The 17,289-nt window shown below is 60.0% G+C and carries 19 protein-coding genes; 9 read left to right on the top strand and 10 right to left on the bottom strand.

Going from position 1 to position 17,289, the window contains the following annotated elements:
• Positions 1–3 precede the first annotated feature (3 nt).
• The 5 genes from ACMYUN_RS20865 to colR form a co-directional block, all read right to left on the bottom strand.
• Positions 4–231, bottom strand: a complete 228-nt coding sequence (locus tag ACMYUN_RS20865; RefSeq protein WP_016773424.1) for a hypothetical protein — start codon at positions 229–231, stop codon at positions 4–6.
• Positions 232–233: 2 nt separating this feature from the next.
• Positions 234–950: a lipopolysaccharide kinase InaA family protein gene (locus tag ACMYUN_RS20860; RefSeq protein WP_039758312.1), complete on the bottom strand. Its 717-nt coding sequence runs from the start codon at positions 948–950 to the stop codon at positions 234–236.
• Between the two features lie 3 nt (positions 951–953).
• A complete protein-coding gene (locus tag ACMYUN_RS20855; RefSeq protein WP_039758514.1) occupies positions 954–1,622 on the bottom strand; it encodes a class I SAM-dependent methyltransferase in 669 nt (222 codons plus the stop codon).
• A 151-nt stretch (positions 1,623–1,773) separates the two neighbouring features.
• Complete coding sequence (locus ACMYUN_RS20850) at positions 1,774–3,057, bottom strand: sensor histidine kinase (RefSeq protein WP_415761643.1); 1,284 nt, start codon at positions 3,055–3,057, stop codon at positions 1,774–1,776.
• Positions 3,047–3,730 (bottom strand): two-component system response regulator ColR, encoded by a 684-nt coding sequence (gene colR / locus ACMYUN_RS20845; protein ID WP_016773421.1) that lies wholly within the window; start codon positions 3,728–3,730, stop codon positions 3,047–3,049. The genes ACMYUN_RS20850 and colR overlap by 11 nt, the downstream gene beginning before the upstream one ends.
• A gap of 211 nt (positions 3,731–3,941) precedes the next feature.
• Here colR and ACMYUN_RS20840 point away from each other — a divergent pair, with 211 nt between their 5' ends.
• Positions 3,942–4,685: a phosphatase PAP2 family protein gene (locus ACMYUN_RS20840; protein ID WP_129997559.1), complete on the top strand. Its 744-nt coding sequence runs from the start codon at positions 3,942–3,944 to the stop codon at positions 4,683–4,685.
• 198 nt (positions 4,686–4,883) lie between these two features.
• Here the strand turns inward: ACMYUN_RS20840 and groL are convergent, their stop codons facing one another.
• From groL to ACMYUN_RS20820, 4 genes are all read right to left on the bottom strand, one after another.
• Positions 4,884–6,530 carry a chaperonin GroEL gene (gene groL / locus ACMYUN_RS20835; protein ID WP_064365078.1) on the bottom strand — a complete coding sequence of 549 codons (1,647 nt, stop codon included), beginning with the start codon at positions 6,528–6,530 and terminating at the stop codon, positions 4,884–4,886.
• Positions 6,531–6,580: 50 nt separating this feature from the next.
• A complete protein-coding gene (locus ACMYUN_RS20830) occupies positions 6,581–6,874 on the bottom strand; it encodes a co-chaperone GroES (RefSeq protein ID WP_007916610.1) in 294 nt (97 codons plus the stop codon).
• Positions 6,875–7,132: 258 nt separating this feature from the next.
• The gene (locus ACMYUN_RS20825) at positions 7,133–7,609 is read right to left on the bottom strand and encodes an FxsA family protein (RefSeq protein WP_415761642.1); all 477 of its coding nucleotides are present in this window, start codon (positions 7,607–7,609) and stop codon (positions 7,133–7,135) included.
• A gap of 71 nt (positions 7,610–7,680) precedes the next feature.
• Complete coding sequence (locus ACMYUN_RS20820; protein WP_415761641.1) at positions 7,681–8,406, bottom strand: HugZ family protein; 726 nt, start codon at positions 8,404–8,406, stop codon at positions 7,681–7,683.
• Between the two features lie 164 nt (positions 8,407–8,570).
• Here ACMYUN_RS20820 and ACMYUN_RS20815 point away from each other — a divergent pair, with 164 nt between their 5' ends.
• A complete protein-coding gene (locus ACMYUN_RS20815; protein ID WP_039758329.1) occupies positions 8,571–9,329 on the top strand; it encodes an SDR family oxidoreductase in 759 nt (252 codons plus the stop codon).
• Between the two features lie 131 nt (positions 9,330–9,460).
• Here the strand turns inward: ACMYUN_RS20815 and apbC are convergent, their stop codons facing one another.
• Positions 9,461–10,555 (bottom strand): iron-sulfur cluster carrier protein ApbC, encoded by a 1,095-nt coding sequence (gene apbC / locus ACMYUN_RS20810; RefSeq protein ID WP_415761640.1) that lies wholly within the window; start codon positions 10,553–10,555, stop codon positions 9,461–9,463.
• Between the two features lie 152 nt (positions 10,556–10,707).
• Between apbC and metG the strand changes: the two genes are divergently transcribed.
• The 7 genes from metG to nth all read left to right on the top strand — a co-directional run bounded on the left by metG (position 10,708) and on the right by nth (position 17,220).
• Complete coding sequence (gene metG / locus ACMYUN_RS20805; RefSeq protein ID WP_415761639.1) at positions 10,708–12,759, top strand: methionine--tRNA ligase; 2,052 nt, start codon at positions 10,708–10,710, stop codon at positions 12,757–12,759.
• A 114-nt stretch (positions 12,760–12,873) separates the two neighbouring features.
• Entirely contained in the window at positions 12,874–13,443 is a 570-nt protein-coding gene (locus ACMYUN_RS20800; RefSeq protein ID WP_415761638.1) for an Rnf-Nqr domain containing protein, read from the top strand.
• Entirely contained in the window at positions 13,440–14,444 is a 1,005-nt protein-coding gene (rsxB, locus tag ACMYUN_RS20795; protein WP_415761636.1) for an electron transport complex subunit RsxB, read from the top strand. The genes ACMYUN_RS20800 and rsxB overlap by 4 nt, the downstream gene beginning before the upstream one ends.
• On the top strand, positions 14,431–15,414 hold the full coding sequence (locus ACMYUN_RS20790) for an RnfABCDGE type electron transport complex subunit D (RefSeq protein ID WP_415761635.1): 984 nt from the start codon (positions 14,431–14,433) through the stop codon (positions 15,412–15,414). The genes rsxB and ACMYUN_RS20790 overlap by 14 nt, the downstream gene beginning before the upstream one ends.
• Positions 15,411–16,016 (top strand): RnfABCDGE type electron transport complex subunit G, encoded by a 606-nt coding sequence (locus tag ACMYUN_RS20785; protein ID WP_415761634.1) that lies wholly within the window; start codon positions 15,411–15,413, stop codon positions 16,014–16,016. Before ACMYUN_RS20790 ends, ACMYUN_RS20785 begins: the two co-directional genes overlap by 4 nt.
• Positions 16,013–16,585, top strand: a complete 573-nt coding sequence (locus tag ACMYUN_RS20780) for an Rnf-Nqr domain containing protein (protein WP_129997566.1) — start codon at positions 16,013–16,015, stop codon at positions 16,583–16,585. The genes ACMYUN_RS20785 and ACMYUN_RS20780 overlap by 4 nt, the downstream gene beginning before the upstream one ends.
• Positions 16,582–17,220 (top strand): endonuclease III, encoded by a 639-nt coding sequence (nth, locus tag ACMYUN_RS20775; RefSeq protein ID WP_039758344.1) that lies wholly within the window; start codon positions 16,582–16,584, stop codon positions 17,218–17,220. Before ACMYUN_RS20780 ends, nth begins: the two co-directional genes overlap by 4 nt.
• The last annotated feature ends 69 nt before the right edge of the window (positions 17,221–17,289 follow it).

Below are 17,289 nucleotides of genomic sequence, written 5' to 3'. Positions count from 1 at the left end.
GTGTCAACTGGCTGGCCTCATTCCCTGGGACAGCCCGAACATGAACAACAGCAAATCATGATCGGGCTGGGTCGCCACGGAGGCTTTCGCCACCCGTGGAACCGAACAATGAGCGTCGTTCCCGGACGCCCCTATGACCTGCATGCGCGGCTGCTCCCAGGCAGCCACCGCCAGTGAAGCAACTGCCAAGGCCCCGACCAGGAACAAACCTCGTGCAATTTCGAGTTTCATCGCTATAAACCTTTGATAGCGCTGCCAAACGCCGTCTCATAAAAGTAGACGAGTTTTTTCCAGTCGGCATCGCGGAACGACGAATGGCGACGCAGTTGCTTCATGTCATGCTGCGCAGCGCGATAGGCGGTCAGGCGCTGGCGGCATTTCTCCAGATCGATCAACGCCACTTCAACCTGCGCCGCTTCGCCTTCACCGGTCACGCGCACGAAAACGTGCTTGATGTAAATGCAGCTGTGCTGCCAGCGGCCCTTGTGCATGCGCGCGAGGTTTTCGGCGAGGTCCTTGAGCACGCGCTCGTAAACCACATCGCCACATTGATCGCGACCACCAGCAGCGGCCAGCCAGTGCTCCAGTTCCTGAAAGCCATCGAGTGATTTGGTGACGAGCAGTGCGCGCCACTTGTATTGCGGATCCGGTTGCGCGCCGCAAAAGACGATCTGCGGAACCCGCACACCGAGTTTGCTCACGCCGGTCAGCGCATCGAGTTCACGCAATACGGTCGGGCGACCGAACGGGTGCAACCAGCTGCGATAGATGTGCCCGGTCTGGCGCTTGGCGTACAGCAACTGGCCGTCACGGCCGACGATGCGCTGTACCCCGCTTTCACCACCGCGGCGCACGTTGGGTTCTTCCACCCATTCGCCACGCTGGGCCCAGTAATAATCGAAACCATCTTGCGAAGCGAGATCCGCTCCAACCGCTGCTTGCACTGCCATCCTCTACCTCTTGCGTAATACGTAAACCCGCCACATCGCATAGAGCGGTATAAAGTCCAGTTGTTCCTGAATGCGGAAACCCGCCTGTTCAAATTCTTTTTCGATCGTCGCCGCCGGAATCAGAAAGCGATTCTGGTAATCACGATTCGGCCGGTCCAGCTCGGCGCGCTTGCGCTTCCACGCCTTGAAGTTGCCATCGACCCACAATGAAACAATCACGCTGTCGCGGGTGACCCGCTCGAATTCGCGCAGGATCACCTTACGGTGCTCGGCTTCACCGATATGGTGAAGCAGACGCATGCAGAAGATGCTATCGACCGCATTATCCGGCAAGGCAATATCGAACGCCGAGGTGTGCAGCGGTTGTACGCGCTTGACCACATCGGCCGGCTGGCCTTGCAGCGCGGTCTTGATCATCGACTCGGAGTTGTCCGCACCGATGATTACCCGATTGGGCTTTTCCGCGAGCATCGGCCAGAAACGCCCTGCGCCGCAGGGCAGATCCAGCACCAGTCCGGGATCCCCCGCCAGCGCCAGGGCCTTGCGCCCCAATTGCTCGTCGCGCCAGTGCGACAGGCGGCGGCCAAGGCTCTCCTGGTGCTTGCGCAGGTAGCGTTGTGCGTGTTGGTCGTCGTACTTTTCGGAAAAATCGAGCTTGATCGGGCCGGCCATCATCTGGACTCCTGAGTTCTGATGACGTCACCTTAGGCAGCGACGTGTCAGCGTCAGGTCATCCAATTGTGAAAATTCTGTCAGGTAAATCGGCAAAGTATTACAACGTTATACAGGATTTAGACAGGTGGGCGGGAGTAGCCTCGAGCCACTATTTACTGGCATTCACGCCAAGATCTACCTCGAATCGGCAGCCATTGGGGTCCATTGTGCTCAGGCTGACCGTCCAGCCCTGGTTTTCGCAGATGCGCTGCACCAGCGATAAACCGAGGCCGAGACCCTCGCCACGTTTCTCGCTGCCGCGCACAAAGGGCTCGAACATCGCCTCGCGTTTCTCCTCGGGAATACCCACCCCCGAATCCTCGACGACAAATCCGTTGGCAGTGAGGGTCAGGCGAATGAAGCCCTGCTCGGTGTAATGCAGAGCATTGCGCAGCAAGTTGCCCATCACCGCGTTCAGCAAGGTCGCGTTGAAACGCGTGTCAGGTGGGTTACCCGTCTCGAACAACAGCGTCAGGCCCTTGCGCTCGATCGGTTCGCGCCACAGGCACAGCAGGCTGTCGGCTACTTGCGTCAGGTTCTGCTGCGGCGCCGCCCCGGCTTCTTCGTTCTGTGCGCGCGCCAGCATCAGGAAGGTCTGCACCAGTTCGCGCATCTCTTCGCTGGCCCGGGCAATGCGCTGGACCTGGGCGCGGCCACGCTGATCGATCCCGGGGTTTTCCAGCAGCAATTCGCAGGAACTGGCCAAGACCATCAGCGGCGTGCGCAACTCGTGGCTGACATCGCTGGTGAACAGCCTTTCGCGGGTCAGCGCCTGACGCAGACGCCCCAGCGTGGCGTCGAATGCCACCGCCAGTTCACCGACTTCATCCGCCGCGTAATCCGGCGCCAGGGGTGGCGCCAAGCCGAGCAACTGGTCGCGATGGCGAACCTGCCGGGCCAGGCGAACCACCGGCGCCATCACTTTGCGCGCGAGCACCCAGCCAAGAAACACCGCCAGCGCCAGGCTGAGCACGAAACCCACCAGCACCACGGCAAACAGCACGCGCTCGCGCTCTTCGAAATCGCTTTGATCCTGCAGCAAGACATAACGCCGGCCATCTACCACTTCAACCATGGCGTGATAGGACAGCTGCTCGCGAAACACTTCATGGAAACCGGCATCGAGGTGACGCAGATCCTTGGGCAGTTCGAAGTCTCCCGGCCCACCGCTGAAATAGAACAGCTGGTCAGGCTCGGGGCGATGGCTCCAGTCGGAGACGTTGTCCATCAACAGCAAACGTTGCAGGTCGCCGCCCAGCCCTGCGGAAATCAGCTTCTCCTCCACCAGGTGCACCGTGGCGACGATGCCCATGGCGAAGGCGCCGGCCACCAGCGCACTCATCAGCGCAAAGGCGATGATGATCCGCTGGGAAAGACTTTGCTTAAACTCCATCTCGCCCCTCAGCCAAGCGATAACCGACACCGTGCACGGTATGCAGCAGTGGCTTGGCGAATGGCTTGTCGATCACCTGGCGCAACTGGTGAACATGGCTGCGCAGGCTGTCGCTGTCGGGGCAGTCGTCGCCCCACAGTGCTTCTTCGAGAATCTCCCGGCGCAGCACGTGCGGGCTCTTCTGCATCAACACCGCGAGCAGCTTGAGGCCCACCGGGTTGAGCTTGAGCAACTTGCCTTCGCGGGTGACTTCCAGGGTATCGAGGTCGTAACTCAGGTCGCCGACCTGCAACGCACGGCGGCCGCCGCCCTGGGCACGACGCATGACCGCTTCGACGCGCGCGGCCAGTTCGGACAAAGCGAACGGTTTGATCAGGTAATCGTCGGCGCCGGACTTGAAGCCCTGCAGGCGGTCGTCGAGTTGATCACGGGCGGTGAGCATGATCACCGGCGTGTCACGCCGGGCGTCTTCACGCAGGCGTTTGCACAAGGTGTAGCCATCGATGCCAGGCAACATGATGTCGAGCACGATCAGGTCGTAATGCTCGGTCGCCGCCAGATGCAGACCGGACAGACCATCCTGGGCGCAATCGACGGTATAGCCTTTCATGCCCAGGTAATCGGCCAGATTGGCCAGGATGTCACGGTTGTCTTCGACCAGCAGAATTCGCATGGACATCTCCTCCGAACGGGGTAACGGCCGTCTTGGCCCGCGCAGCTTACGGCCAAGTGTGGCTCAGGGCTAGGGGCGTTTTTCGATAAATCTGCGCCGTGCGCGCTGCGACGATTTTTTCACTTTCGGTTAACAAATCGCCGACGCCTGCGCGCGCAGACTCCGCGCGATTGCGCTCTCCCTTTCTTTTCATCGACCAAGGAATCTGCCCATGGTGTCGACCTCTGCCCTTCCCGCTTCGAGGCCACTGAACTGGTGGCTGTGTCTGGGCATCCCAGCGGTGGCGGCGATCATTCTGCTGTTGCTGGAACTGACCGATCTGGACATGGTTCTGGCGCAAATGTTCTACGACCCGGTCGCCGGCGATTTCATCGGGCGCCACAGCTATTTCCTTGAAGACATCCTGCATGACCGGGCGAAACAGGTGGTCATCGGCTTTTCGGTGTTCGCCATTCTCGGTTTCATCGGTGCGTTTTTCATCGAACGGCTGAAACCGTTCAAGCGCGAACTGGGCTGTCTGGTGCTGTCGCTGGGGCTGGCGACTTCGTTTGTTACGCCAGTCAAAGCCGTCACCGCCGTGCAATGCCCGTGGAGCCTGGAGCAATTCGGCGGCCACGAGACCTACAGCAAACTGATGGAGCATCGCCCCGCCACTGACAAGCCGGGACGTTGCTGGCCGGGTGGCCATGCGGCGACCGGGTTTACCCTGTTTGCGTTGTTCTTCGTGTTGCGCGACCGTCGTCCGCGACTCGCACGACAGGCGTTTGTGTTTGCCTTTGCGCTGGGCTCGGTGTTCTCGATCAGCCGCATGATGCAGGGCGCGCACTTCTTTTCGCACAACGTGTGGACGGCTATTTTCTGCTGGCTGATTTGTCTGGGGGCTTATTACTGGGTGCTGTATCGCCCGGCGAGCAAGGCTGCAACGGTTGTCAAAGCACGCCCCGTCAGCGCTTGATCGAACGCCATCGCTGGCAAGCCAGCTCCCACAGGGACTGAAAGTGTTCAGACACTCTGTGCCTGACCTTGGATTCCTGTGGGAGCTGGCTTGCCAGCGATGGCCACACCTCGGTCTGTAGCCCGCCCAAATTCGGGCAATAAAAAACCCCGCCTGCTTTCACAGGCGGGGTTTTTTCGTTACAGGGGTAAGGCTGGCTTACATCATGCCGCCCATGCCACCCATGCCGCCCATGTCTGGCATACCGCCGCCAGCTGCACCTTCTTTCTTCGGTGCGTCAGCAACAGCTGCTTCGGTGGTCAGGATCAGACCGCCGATGGAGGCTGCAGCTTGCAGAGCCGAACGGGTTACCTTGGTAGGGTCCAGGATGCCCATTTCGATCATGTCGCCGTATTCGCCGGAAGCAGCGTTGTAACCGAAGTTACCTTTGCCGTTCTTCACTTCGTTGACGACTACGCTTGGCTCGTCACCGGAGTTGGCAGCGATCTGACGCAGCGGCGCTTCAACAGCGCGACGCAGCACAGCGATACCGACGTTCTGGTCAGCGTTGTCGCCGGTCAGCTCGGTCAGTGCTTCCAGAGCACGGATCAGCGCCACGCCACCGCCAGGTACCACGCCTTCTTCAACGGCTGCGCGGGTTGCGTGCAGGGCGTCTTCAACGCGGGCTTTCTTCTCTTTCATTTCAACTTCGGAACCAGCGCCAACCTTGATCACTGCAACGCCGCCGGACAGCTTGGCCAGACGCTCTTGCAGTTTTTCACGGTCGTAGTCCGAGGAAGTTTCGGCAACCTGGGCACGGATCTGAGCGATACGGCCTTCGATGTCAGCCTGTACGCCAGCACCGTCAACGATGATGGTGTTTTCCTTGGACAGGGTCACGCGCTTGGCGTTACCCAGGTGCTCCAGGGTGGTGCTTTCCAGGCTCAGACCGATCTCTTCGGAGATAACGGTACCGCCGGTCAGAACAGCGATGTCCTGCAGCATGGCCTTGCGACGGTCGCCGAAGCCCGGTGCCTTGACGGCAGCGACTTTGACGATGCCACGCATGTTGTTCACCACCAGAGTCGCCAGGGCTTCGCCTTCAACGTCTTCGGCCACGATCAGCAGTGGGCGGCCGGCTTTGGCAACGGCTTCCAGCACTGGCAGCATTTCGCGGATGTTCGAGATCTTCTTGTCGACCAGCAGGATCAGCGGGCCGTCGAGCTCGGCAACCATGGTGTCTGGCTTGTTGACGAAGTATGGCGACAGGTAGCCACGGTCGAACTGCATGCCTTCTACAACCGACAGTTCGTTTTCCAGGCCCGAGCCTTCTTCAACGGTGATCACGCCTTCTTTACCGACTTTTTCCATGGCTTCGGCAATGATGTCGCCGATGGAGTTGTCGGAGTTGGCCGAGATAGTGCCGACCTGAGCGATGGCTTTGAAATCAGCGCATGGCTTGGACAGGGCTTTGAGCTCTTTGACAATGGCGATGGTCGCCTTGTCGATGCCGCGCTTGAGGTCCATCGGGTTCATGCCGGCAGCGACGGCTTTCAGGCCTTCGTTGACGATCGACTGAGCCAGAACGGTAGCGGTGGTAGTACCGTCACCAGCGTCATCGTTGGCACGGGAGGCAACGTCTTTGACCAGCTGCGCGCCCATGTTTTCGAAGCGATCTTCGAGTTCGATTTCTTTGGCGACGGAAACGCCGTCCTTGGTGATGGTCGGAGCGCCGAAGCTCTTCTCGAGGATCACGTTACGGCCTTTCGGGCCCAGGGTCGCTTTTACCGCGTCAGCCAGAACGTTGACGCCTTTGAGCATCTTGGAGCGGGCGGCATCGCCGAACTTAACTTCTTTAGCAGCCATGATCGATATTCCTTAAATACTTTGTAGTAACGGGAAAATGAACGGGGATATCAGCCTTCGATAACCGCGAGAATTTCGTTCTCGCTCATTACCAGCAGGTCTTCGCCATCGACTTTCACAGTGTTGCTGCCGGAGTAAGGACCGAACACAACCTTGTCGCCTTCCTTCACGGACAGTGCACGCACTTCACCGTTTTCCAGAGCTTTGCCCGGGCCTACAGCGAGAATCACACCGTGGTTGGCCTTTTCAGCAGCCGAACCTGGCAGGACGATACCGCCAGCGGTTTTCTTTTCTTCTTCGCTGCGACGGATGACGACGCGGTCATGCAGAGGACGAAGCTTCATTGTCGATCTCTCCTAATTGTGGTTTTCATCGGCCGGTGTAGTCCCGGCGGGTTTAACGAATCCGGCCTGCGCCGGTTGCGGTCCGTCGAGCGAACCGCGCAAGTCTGTCCGGTTTGAATACCGGAAACCTTTCGGTGACCGATACATAGGGGCGCACAAGCCGATTACAAGGGCTGGCGGAAAAAATTTTTCATCGCCACGCAGTAAAAAAACGCCATAAACGAGCACGGCACCCGCAGGTGCCGTGTCGATGCTGTGTTACTTGTTGTCGCGATGTTCGAACTCGCCTTCGATCACATTCGGCTCTCGACCCAGCGGTTCGCGCGGGGCCGGGCCGCCACGGGGTTGCAGGTCGTCGGCGAAGGCACGCTGGCGCATCGCCTGGTCTTCGGCGCGCTGGCGCATCTTGTTCGCCAGCAGACGACGGGTGATCGGCAACAGCATCACCAGACCGACCACGTCACTGATGAAGCCGGGAATGATCAACAGGCCTCCGGCCAGCGCCAGCATCAGGCCTTCGAGCATGGTCTGTGCGGGCAATTCGCCGCGGTTCAGGCTTTCCCGGGCACGCAATGCGGTGGCCAGACCGGCGACGCGCAGGACGAACACACCGAACATCGAGCCGAGAATGATCAGCAGCAGGGCCGGGAAGAACCCGATAGAGCCTGCCACTTTGACGAATACGAACAGCTCCAGCACTGGAAACAGCAGAAAGAGCAACAGAAAAGGGCGCATCAAAGTTTCCTCAACGCAAGAAATGCCTTGCAGTAAGCATTAGATGACGTCGCCCTTGCGTGAATTCAAGCTTAACTTTGCGCTTTTTTCGGCCAGGACTGGGCGTGAGCCAGAGAAACCAAGGCCTCGCGCACTTGTGTCGGCGTATTACATGACGCTGCAAAGGGAAGCCAATAGACCGCCTGACCGATGCGCAGGTGCATGCCTTCGCTGTCAATCCCGGCCAGTTGCGCCGGCACGCTGTTGGGCAGGCCGGCGAGCTCGACGTAATGGGCGATGGCCTTGGCGTGATCGCTGTTCATGTGCTCGACCATGTTGATTTCCGCCTTGCCGGCGAACGGGTTGGCCAGGGTCAGATCGTCGATCCAGTGGATCGCGCCAAATCCGCCGATGTAGCGATGGCGCACCGGATTGAGCACCCAGAAATCGAAATCGTGGGCCTGGTGATAATTCTGCGAATCCGGAAAGTAGCGGTAATAACGCTCGGCGGCGGCCTCGATGGCTGCCGGGTCTTCGAGCTTCTGCGCTTCGGCCAGATACGTCAGGCGCCCGACCGCCTGCACATCGTCGGCCTCGCGCTCGCCCACCAGCATCGAGCACTTCGGATCTTTGTGCAGGTTATGTGTGTGCTGGGCGATGCGGCTGATCAGGATCAGCGGCCGGCCCTGCGCGTCCAGGCAATACGGCACCACGGAGCCGAACGGAAAACCGGGCATCGATTTCGAGTGGGTCGACAGCACTCCACGGTATTCCTTGAGAAGCAATTCTAGGGCATTCTTCGCCACTTCAACGCTCAATTTGTGACTCCTTAAATGGGTTCCGCCTAGAAAACGGACAGGCGCGCAGCGAAAAGTAACCGGCACGCACCGGGCAAATGTTGCTCTGCAATCTGGCCCGGGCCGGTGCCGATCGAGCGTTGCCGACAACAAAAACAACTCAGACCTGCCAGCGGGACATGCGAATGCAACTCAACGACAAAGTAATCATTATCACCGGCGGTTGCCAGGGTTTGGGCCGTTCCATGGCCGAGTATTTCGCCGGCAAGGGCGCCAAGCTGGCCCTGGTTGATCTGAATCAGGAAAAACTCGACGACGCCGTGGCCGCCTGTAAAGCCAAAGGCGTCGAAGCCCGCAGCTACCTGTGCAACGTCGCCAATGAAGAACAGGTCGAGCACATGGTCGCGCAAGTGGCCGAAGACTTCGGTGCCATCCACGGCCTGATCAACAACGCCGGAATCCTGCGCGATGGTCTGCTGCTGAAGGTCAAGGACGGCGAAATGACCAAGATGAGCCTGGCCCAGTGGCAGGCGGTGATCGACGTCAACCTGACCGGCGTGTTCCTCTGCACCCGTGAGGTGGCGGCGAAGATGGTCGAGCTGAAGAACAACGGCGCGATCATCAACATTTCGTCGATCTCCCGCGCGGGCAACGTCGGCCAGACCAACTATTCCGCAGCCAAGGCTGGCGTCGCAGCCGCAACCGTGACCTGGGCGAAGGAACTGGCGCGTTACGGCATTCGCGTCGCGGGCATTGCGCCGGGCTTCATCGAAACCGAGATGACTTTGGGCATGAAACCAGAAGCGCTGGAGAAAATGACGTCAGGGATACCGCTCAAGCGCATGGGCAAGCCGGAGGAGATCGCCCATTCGGCGGCGTATATCTTCGAGAACGACTACTACACCGGACGGATTCTGGAGATGGATGGCGGCTTGCGCATCTGACTGTCACCCTGAAACAAATGTGGGAGCGAGCCTGCTCGCGAATGCGGTGTGTCATTCAACCCATTGGTTGTCTGATCTACCGCTTTCGCGAGCAGGCTCGCTCCCACAGGTTTTTCAGCGCCGCTGATGGATCAATCGTCGCTGATGGTGATATTCGGCATCGCCGGTGTCGCCGCTTCCTGCAGCACAATACGAGCGCCGACGTGGCGGGCCAGTTCCTGGTAGACCATGGCGATCTGGCTGTCCGGTTCGGCAATCACGGTCGGCTTGCCGCCATCGGCCTGTTCGCGGATCAGCATCGACAGCGGCAGCGATGCCAGCAGTTCCACGCCATATTGAGTGGCAAGCTTCTCGCCACCGCCCTCACCGAACAGATGCTCGGCATGCCCGCAGTTCGAGCAGATGTGCACGGCCATGTTTTCCACCACGCCCAGCACCGGAATGTTGACCTTGCGGAACATTTCCACGCCTTTGCGTGCGTCGAGCAGCGCCAGGTCCTGTGGCGTGGTGACGATCACCGCGCCCGCCACCGGGACTTTCTGTGCCAGGGTCAGCTGGATGTCGCCGGTGCCTGGCGGCATGTCGATGACCAGATAATCCAGATCGCCCCACGCGGTTTGCGTGACCAGTTGCAGCAGCGCGCCGGAGACCATCGGCCCGCGCCAGACCATCGGCGTGTTGTCGTCGGTCAGGAACGCCATCGACATCACTTCGACACCGTGGGCCTTGAGCGGCACAAACCATTTCTGGTCCTTGACCTCTGGGCGGGTGCGCTCGGGAATACCGAACATGATGCCCTGGCTCGGGCCGTAGATATCGGCGTCGAGAATCCCCACTTTGGCGCCTTCGCGGGCCAGTGCGAGCGCGAGGTTGGCAGCGGTGGTCGACTTGCCCACGCCGCCCTTGCCTGAAGCTACGGCAACCACGTTCTTGACGTTGGCCAGCCCCGGAATCTGCGCCTGGGCCTTGTGTGCGGCGATCACGCTGTTGACCTCGACGCGGGCAATGACCACGCCGTCGAGGTTTTCGATGGCCAGTTGCAGCAATTGCGCCCAACCACTCTTGAACAGACCGGCGGCGTAGCCGATTTCCAGCTGCACATTGACGCGGTCACCGATGATCTCGATGTTTTTCACGCAACCGGCGCTGACCGGGTCCTGGTTCAGGTAAGGGTCGGTGTATTGGCTGAGGACGGCTTCCACCGCTGCGCGAGTGACGGCGCTCATGGGCAACTCCGATAACGAGACTGGAAAAGATGGCGGCTATCGTACCCCTTCTGTCCTCCGGACGGCATGCCCGGCAACGATTTGCAGGGGTGAAATATCTTGCCCGGCGCTTTATAGTGGCCGACCTCCGTTTCATCAAGTAGCGAAGCCCCATGTCCGAGCCACGCAAGATCCTCGTCACCAGCGCCCTGCCCTACGCCAACGGTTCGATCCACCTTGGCCATATGCTGGAATACATCCAGACCGATATGTGGGTGCGCTTCCAGAAGCATCGCGGCAACCAATGCATTTATGTCTGCGCCGACGACGCCCACGGTTCGGCGATCATGCTGCGCGCGGAAAAGGAAGGCATCACCCCAGAGCAACTGATCGCCAACGTACAGGCTGAACACAGCGCCGACTTTGCCGACTTCCTGGTTGATTTCGACAACTTCCACTCCACTCACGCCGAAGAAAACCGTGAGCTGTCGAGCCAGATCTACCTCAAGCTGCGTGACGCCGGGCACATCGCCCAGCGTTCGATCACGCAGTATTTCGACCCGGAAAAGAAAATGTTCCTGGCCGACCGCTTCATCAAGGGCACCTGCCCGAAATGCGGCACCGAAGACCAGTACGGCGACAACTGCGAAAAATGCGGCGCGACCTACGCCCCGACTGACCTGAAGGATCCGAAGTCGGCGATCTCCGGCGCCACTCCGGTGCTCAAGGATTCCCAGCACTTCTTCTTCAAGCTGCCGGACTTCCAGGACATGCTTCAGACCTGGACACGCAGCGGCACCCTGCAAGACGCCGTGGCCAACAAGATCGCCGAATGGCTGGACGCCGGCCTGCAGCAGTGGGACATCTCCCGCGATGCGCCGTACTTCGGCTTCGAGATTCCGGGCGAACCGGGCAAGTACTTCTACGTGTGGCTGGATGCGCCGATCGGCTACATGGCCAGCTTCAAGAACCTCTGCAACCGCACGCCGGAGCTGGATTTCGATGCGTTCTGGGGCAAGGACTCCACTGCCGAGCTGTACCACTTCATCGGCAAGGACATCGTCAACTTCCACGCGCTGTTCTGGCCAGCCATGCTCGAAGGCGCCGGCTACCGCAAGCCGACCGGCATCAACGTGCACGGCTACCTGACCGTCAACGGCCAGAAGATGTCGAAGTCGCGCGGCACGTTCATCAAGGCCCGCACTTATCTCGATCACCTGTCGCCGGAATACCTGCGCTACTACTACGCGGCCAAGCTCGGCCGTGGCGTCGATGACCTCGACCTGAACCTCGAAGACTTCGTACAGAAGGTCAACTCTGACCTGGTCGGCAAAGTGGTCAACATCGCCAGCCGTTGCGCCGGATTTATCCACAAGGGTAACGGCGGCCTGCTGGTCGACAACAATGCCGCGCCGGAGCTGACCGAGGCCTTCCTCGCCGCCGCGCCGAGCATTGCCGACGCTTATGAAGCCCGCGACTTCGCCCGCGCCATGCGTGAAACCATGGCCCTGGCTGACCGCGCCAACGCGTGGATTGCCGACAAGGCCCCGTGGTCGTTGAACAAGCAGGAAGGCAAGCAGGATGAAGTCCAGGCGATCTGCGCCACCGGCATCAACCTGTTCCGCCAGTTGGTGATCTTCCTCAAACCGGTGCTGCCGCTGCTGGCCGCCGATGCCGAGGCGTTCCTCAACGTCGCGCCGCTGACCTGGAATGACCACACCACGTTGCTGGCCAACCATCAGTTGAACGAATTCAAACCGTTGATGACCCGCATCGACCCGGTAAAAGTCCAAGCCATGACCGACGCCTCGAAAGAAGACCTGACCGCCAGCCAGACCGACACTGGCGCCGCCGCCCCTGCGGGCAACGGCGAACTGGCGAAGGATCCGCTGTCGCCGGAAATCGACTTCGACGCCTTTGCTGCCATCGACCTGCGCGTCGCCTTGATCGTCAAGGCCGAACACGTCGAAGGCGCGGACAAGCTGCTGCGCCTGACGCTCGACATCGGTGACGAGCAACGCAACGTGTTCTCCGGGATCAAAAGCGCGTATCCGGACCCGTCCAAGCTCGACGGTCGCCTGACCATGATGATCGCCAACCTCAAGCCACGGAAAATGAAGTTCGGTATCTCCGAAGGCATGGTGATGGCAGCCGGTCCCGGCGGTGAAGAGATTTACCTGCTGAGCCCGGACAGCGGCGCCAAGCCGGGTCAGCGCATCAAGTAAGACGTTGCCGTAAAACGATCCCACCGACGTGCTCTGCATGGCGGTGGGATTTTTCATATCTGGCCCGATAGTGCCTACCCTTGAGAGACACCCGCCCGTTTCGCTGGCAGAACCATGACCGAACTCGTGTTAACGCTGATCAGTGCTGCGCTGCTCAACAACTTCGTGTTGCACTGGCCGCTGGGCGTCGCTCCGCTGCTGGCGGGTAGCCGACGCCAAGTGCATGCGCTGGGATTGGCGACGCTGTGCCTGATGGTGCTTGTTGGCGTCATTGGTCAGGCGATCTGGCATGGGTTGCTGGTGCCGTTGCAGCTTGAAGCGCTGCGCGTGTTTGTGTTTTTGCCGCTGAGCGTGTTGCTGATCACGCCGCTGCTGAAACTGCTGGCGCGCGGGCTGCCAGACTGGCCGTTCGATGGATTGTGGCCGCTGCTGCTCGGCAATGCCGGCGTACTCGGACTGGCGTTGATCAACGCACAAAACGATCAAGGCCTGCTGCATGCGACAGCCTTGAGCGTTGGCGCAGGGTTGGGCTTCTGGCTGGTGCTGAGCGTATTCTGCGATCTGCGCCAGCGCACGGCCGACAACGATATTCCTCTGCCCTTTCGCGGCTTGCCGGTCGATCTGATCAGCGCCGGACTGATTGCAGTGATTTTTCTCGGATTCAGTGGATTGATCAAAACATGAGTCTGCTTCAACGCATCGATGCCCTGCTGCCGCAGACCCAGTGCGGCAAGTGCGGCCATCCCGGATGCAAACCGTATGCACAAGGCATCGTTGACGGCGAGCCGATCAACAAGTGCCCGCCCGGCGGCGAGGAAACCATCGCTGCCCTGGCCGAGCTGTTGAAAATACCGGTGCTGGAACTGGACATCAGCCGTGGCCCGGCACCGCCGCAGGTCGCCTTCATCCGCGAGGCCGAATGCATCGGTTGCACCAAGTGCATCCAGGCCTGCCCGGTTGATGCCATTGTTGGCGCGGCAAAGCTGATGCACACCGTGCTGATCGACGAATGCACCGGTTGTGATCTGTGCGTCGCGCCGTGCCCGGTCGACTGCATTGAAATGCATCCGCTGCCTGCTGACACCATTCCAGTGGTTGGTGGTCTCGCATTCAATCTCGAAGAACAGCGTGCCCGCGCCGAAAAGCGTGACCACGCGCGCCAGCGTTTCGAGCGACGCAACCAGCGCTTGCTGCGCGAAGAACAGCAAAAGCAGGCCGAACGCGAGGCGCGAGCCCAGCGTGCGGCACAACCGCAAGTGTCGACCGCCGACCCGGTGCAGGCTGCACTTGAGCGGGTGCGCGCACAAAAAGCCGCTAACGCCGATGCGGCGCTGAAGAAGGCCAAGGTCGATGTGGCGATGAGTCGGGCTCAGTTGCATAAATCGCTGAAAGCTTTCGGCCATCCGCCGACGTTCGAGCAGCAGTCGCAACTGATCGTCCTGCAGCAACAATTCGAAGCCGCCGAGCAAGCGCTGGCAAAGCTGGAAAGCAGCCAACCGGTTATGCCCGTCACCCCTGCCCCGAGCAACGACGCAGAGCTGAAACGGGCGAAGATTCAACTGGCCATGCGCCGCGCCGAGCTGAAAAAGGCTCAGGCGGCAGAGGCTGCGCCGGAGCAGATCGCAACACTGGAGCAAGCCGTGGCTGACGCCGAGCGCCAGGTGCAAGACCATGCCACCCCTTGAGGCAGCGGACGATCGCCTGCAACAGGCGATGAATACCGTGCTGCTCGCGGCGCTGCCGGGGCTGCTCGCTTTGTTCTGGCTGTATGGCTGGGGCGTGTTGATCAATTTGCTGTTGGCGGTTGTCAGTGCTTTGCTCGTCGAAGCGAGCGTCGCCCGTCTGCGTCGGCAATCGGTACAAACGGCACTGCGTGATGGCAGCGCGCTGGTCAGTGCAATGTTGCTGGCCGTTGCGCTGCCGGCCTATTGCCCTTGGTGGCTGACGGTCACCGCGACCGTTTCAGGCTTGTTATTCGGCAAGCACCTGTATGGCGGCGTCGGCAAAAACCCGTTCAACCCGGCGATGCTTGGCTTTGTCCTGAGCATGGTGCTGTTTCCGCATGTGATGACGCATTGGCCCGGTCATGGCCTCGATTTCCTCTCGGCATTGCAACAGGTTTTCAACCCGGCTCCAGCACCGGACGCTTGGGCGCAGGCCACGGCACTGGACAGTCTGCGCATCAATAAAAGCCTGACCATCGATGAGCTGTTCGCCAGCAACCCGGCCTTCGGCCGCTTCGGCGGGCGCGGTGTGGAATGGGTGAATCTGGCGTTTCTGCTCGGCGGCCTGCTGCTGTTGCAGCGGCGGATCTTTTCCTGGCACGCACCGGTGGGGATGCTCGCCAGCCTGTTCGTCATCAGCCTGTTGTGCTGGAACGGATCGGGGTCGGATTCCCATGGTTCGCCGCTGTTTCATCTGCTCAGCGGCGCGACCATGCTCGGTGCATTTTTTATCGTGACCGAACCTGTGTCCGGCGCGAAAAGCGCCCTCGCCCGCCTGTTGTTCGGCATTGGCGTCGGCTTGCTCACCTATCTGATTCGCACTTGGGGTGGTTACCCGGACGGCGTCGCGTTTGCGGTGTTGCTGATGAATCTGCTGGTGCCGACGCTGGAGCGCTTCGCCGCCAGCCGCCAGCCTGCGGTGAACGCGTGAACCGCTCAGCCAGTGTCATGGCGGTTGTGCTGCTGGCGCTCGGCGGCGTCAGCGCGACGTACCTGCTGCAGCGCAGCAGCGCACTGCAAATTGCCGCCGAACAGCACTTGCTCGACAGCCGCAAAGTGCTCGATGTGATTCCTGCCAATTACTACGACAATCAGCCGCTGAAGCAACCGCTGACGCTCGCCGCCACAGCACGGCCCCATAGCACGCTGTCGGGCGGCTACCGCGCGACCCGCTCCGGGCAAACCGTGGCGGTGCTGTTGCGCAGTCGCAGCGAAGGTTACGCGGGGACTTTGGAACTGCTGATTGCCATTGATGCAAATGGCAAACTTCTGGGCGTAAAAACCCTTGAGCAGCGCGAAACGCCGGGATTGGGTGGTCACATCGGTGAATGGCCGAGTACCTGGCTGCAGAATTTCACGGGTAAATCTGTCAGTGAACCAACAGACGCCGGTTGGGCGCTGAAAAAGGATCAGGGGCAGTTTGATCAAATCGCTGGCGCGACCATAACCTCCCGTGCCGCCATCAACGCGATCCATGACGCACTGCGTTACTTCGATGAGCATCGGGCGCTGCTGTTGAGGACTGACCCATGAAACGCACGGTGAGTTTACTGATGCTGGTGCCGCTACTGGGCGCCACCCAAACATTGAACGCTGCGTTGGGCATGATCTTGATGCTCAGCGTGGTAATCGGCCTGTTTGCCGTGTGTATGGCGTCGCTGCGCAATCACTTGGCGAGCACAAGCGTTTTGCTGGCCAGCCTGGTAGTCGCAGCAACCTTGACCAGTTGCGCGGATCTTTCGGCGCAACGCTGGTTTCTACCGTGGCGCCAGACCTCGGAGGTTTATATAGGGCTCATTGCCTTGCAATGCGTAGCGCTCGAATGCAGTGGTTTCCTTCGCGCGCCGATGACCAAGTGCCTCAAACGCTGCGTGATGTTCGGTACGCTCATGCTGGTGATCGGCGGTCTGCGCGAAATCATCGGCCATGGCACCCTTGGCCGAGGATTATCGACGCATTGGCCAGGTCTGGTTTTATTCCCCGAGGGATTGCATCTGTTTACGCTGGTTCCCGGCGCTTTGGTTTTATCGGGTTTGCTTCTCGCCGTACATCAGGCGTGGACACGCCGTCACTCTGTCATCAAGGAAACGCATCGCCCATGAATGCTGCAAAACGTCTTGAGATATTTCGCCGACTGCACGAAGACAATCCCGAGCCGAAAACCGAACTGGCCTACTCTTCGCCGTTCGAGCTGCTGATTGCGGTGATTCTTTCGGCGCAGTCCACCGATGTCGGCGTCAACAAGGCCACCGCCAGACTCTTTCCCGTCGCCAACACCCCCGCCGCGATTCATGCGCTGGGCGTCGAAGGGCTGTCCGAGTACATCAAGACCATCGGCCTGTACAACAGCAAGGCGAAAAACGTCATCGAAACCTGCCGTTTGCTGGTTGAACGCCACGGCGGCGAAGTTCCGCAGACCCGGGAAGAGCTGGAAGCATTGCCCGGCGTCGGACGCAAGACCGCGAACGTGGTGCTCAATACCGCTTTCCGTCAATTGACCATGGCCGTCGACACGCACATTTTTCGCGTCAGCAATCGCACCGGCATCGCGCCGGGGAAAAATGTGGTGGAAGTTGAAATGAAACTGATGAAGTTTGTACCGAAAGAATTCCTGCTCGACTCCCATCACTGGCTGATTTTGCATGGCCGCTATGTTTGCCTGGCGCGCAAACCGCGCTGCGGTAGCTGCCGCATTGAAGATCTGTGCGAATACAAACATAAAACTTCTGACGATTGAGCCGTCATCGGTTTTTCGTATCCATCGATTGAAAAAATCTTTTTTACCCGCCGCAGTAATGTCGATATA

The sequence above is a fragment of the Pseudomonas sp. CP4 genome (assembly GCF_047758505.1).
Lineage (GTDB): Bacteria > Pseudomonadota > Gammaproteobacteria > Pseudomonadales > Pseudomonadaceae > Aquipseudomonas > Aquipseudomonas fluorescens_AO.
The sequence above is the reverse complement of the archived record's forward strand: the minus strand, read 5'-3'. Positions and strand labels throughout refer to the sequence as shown.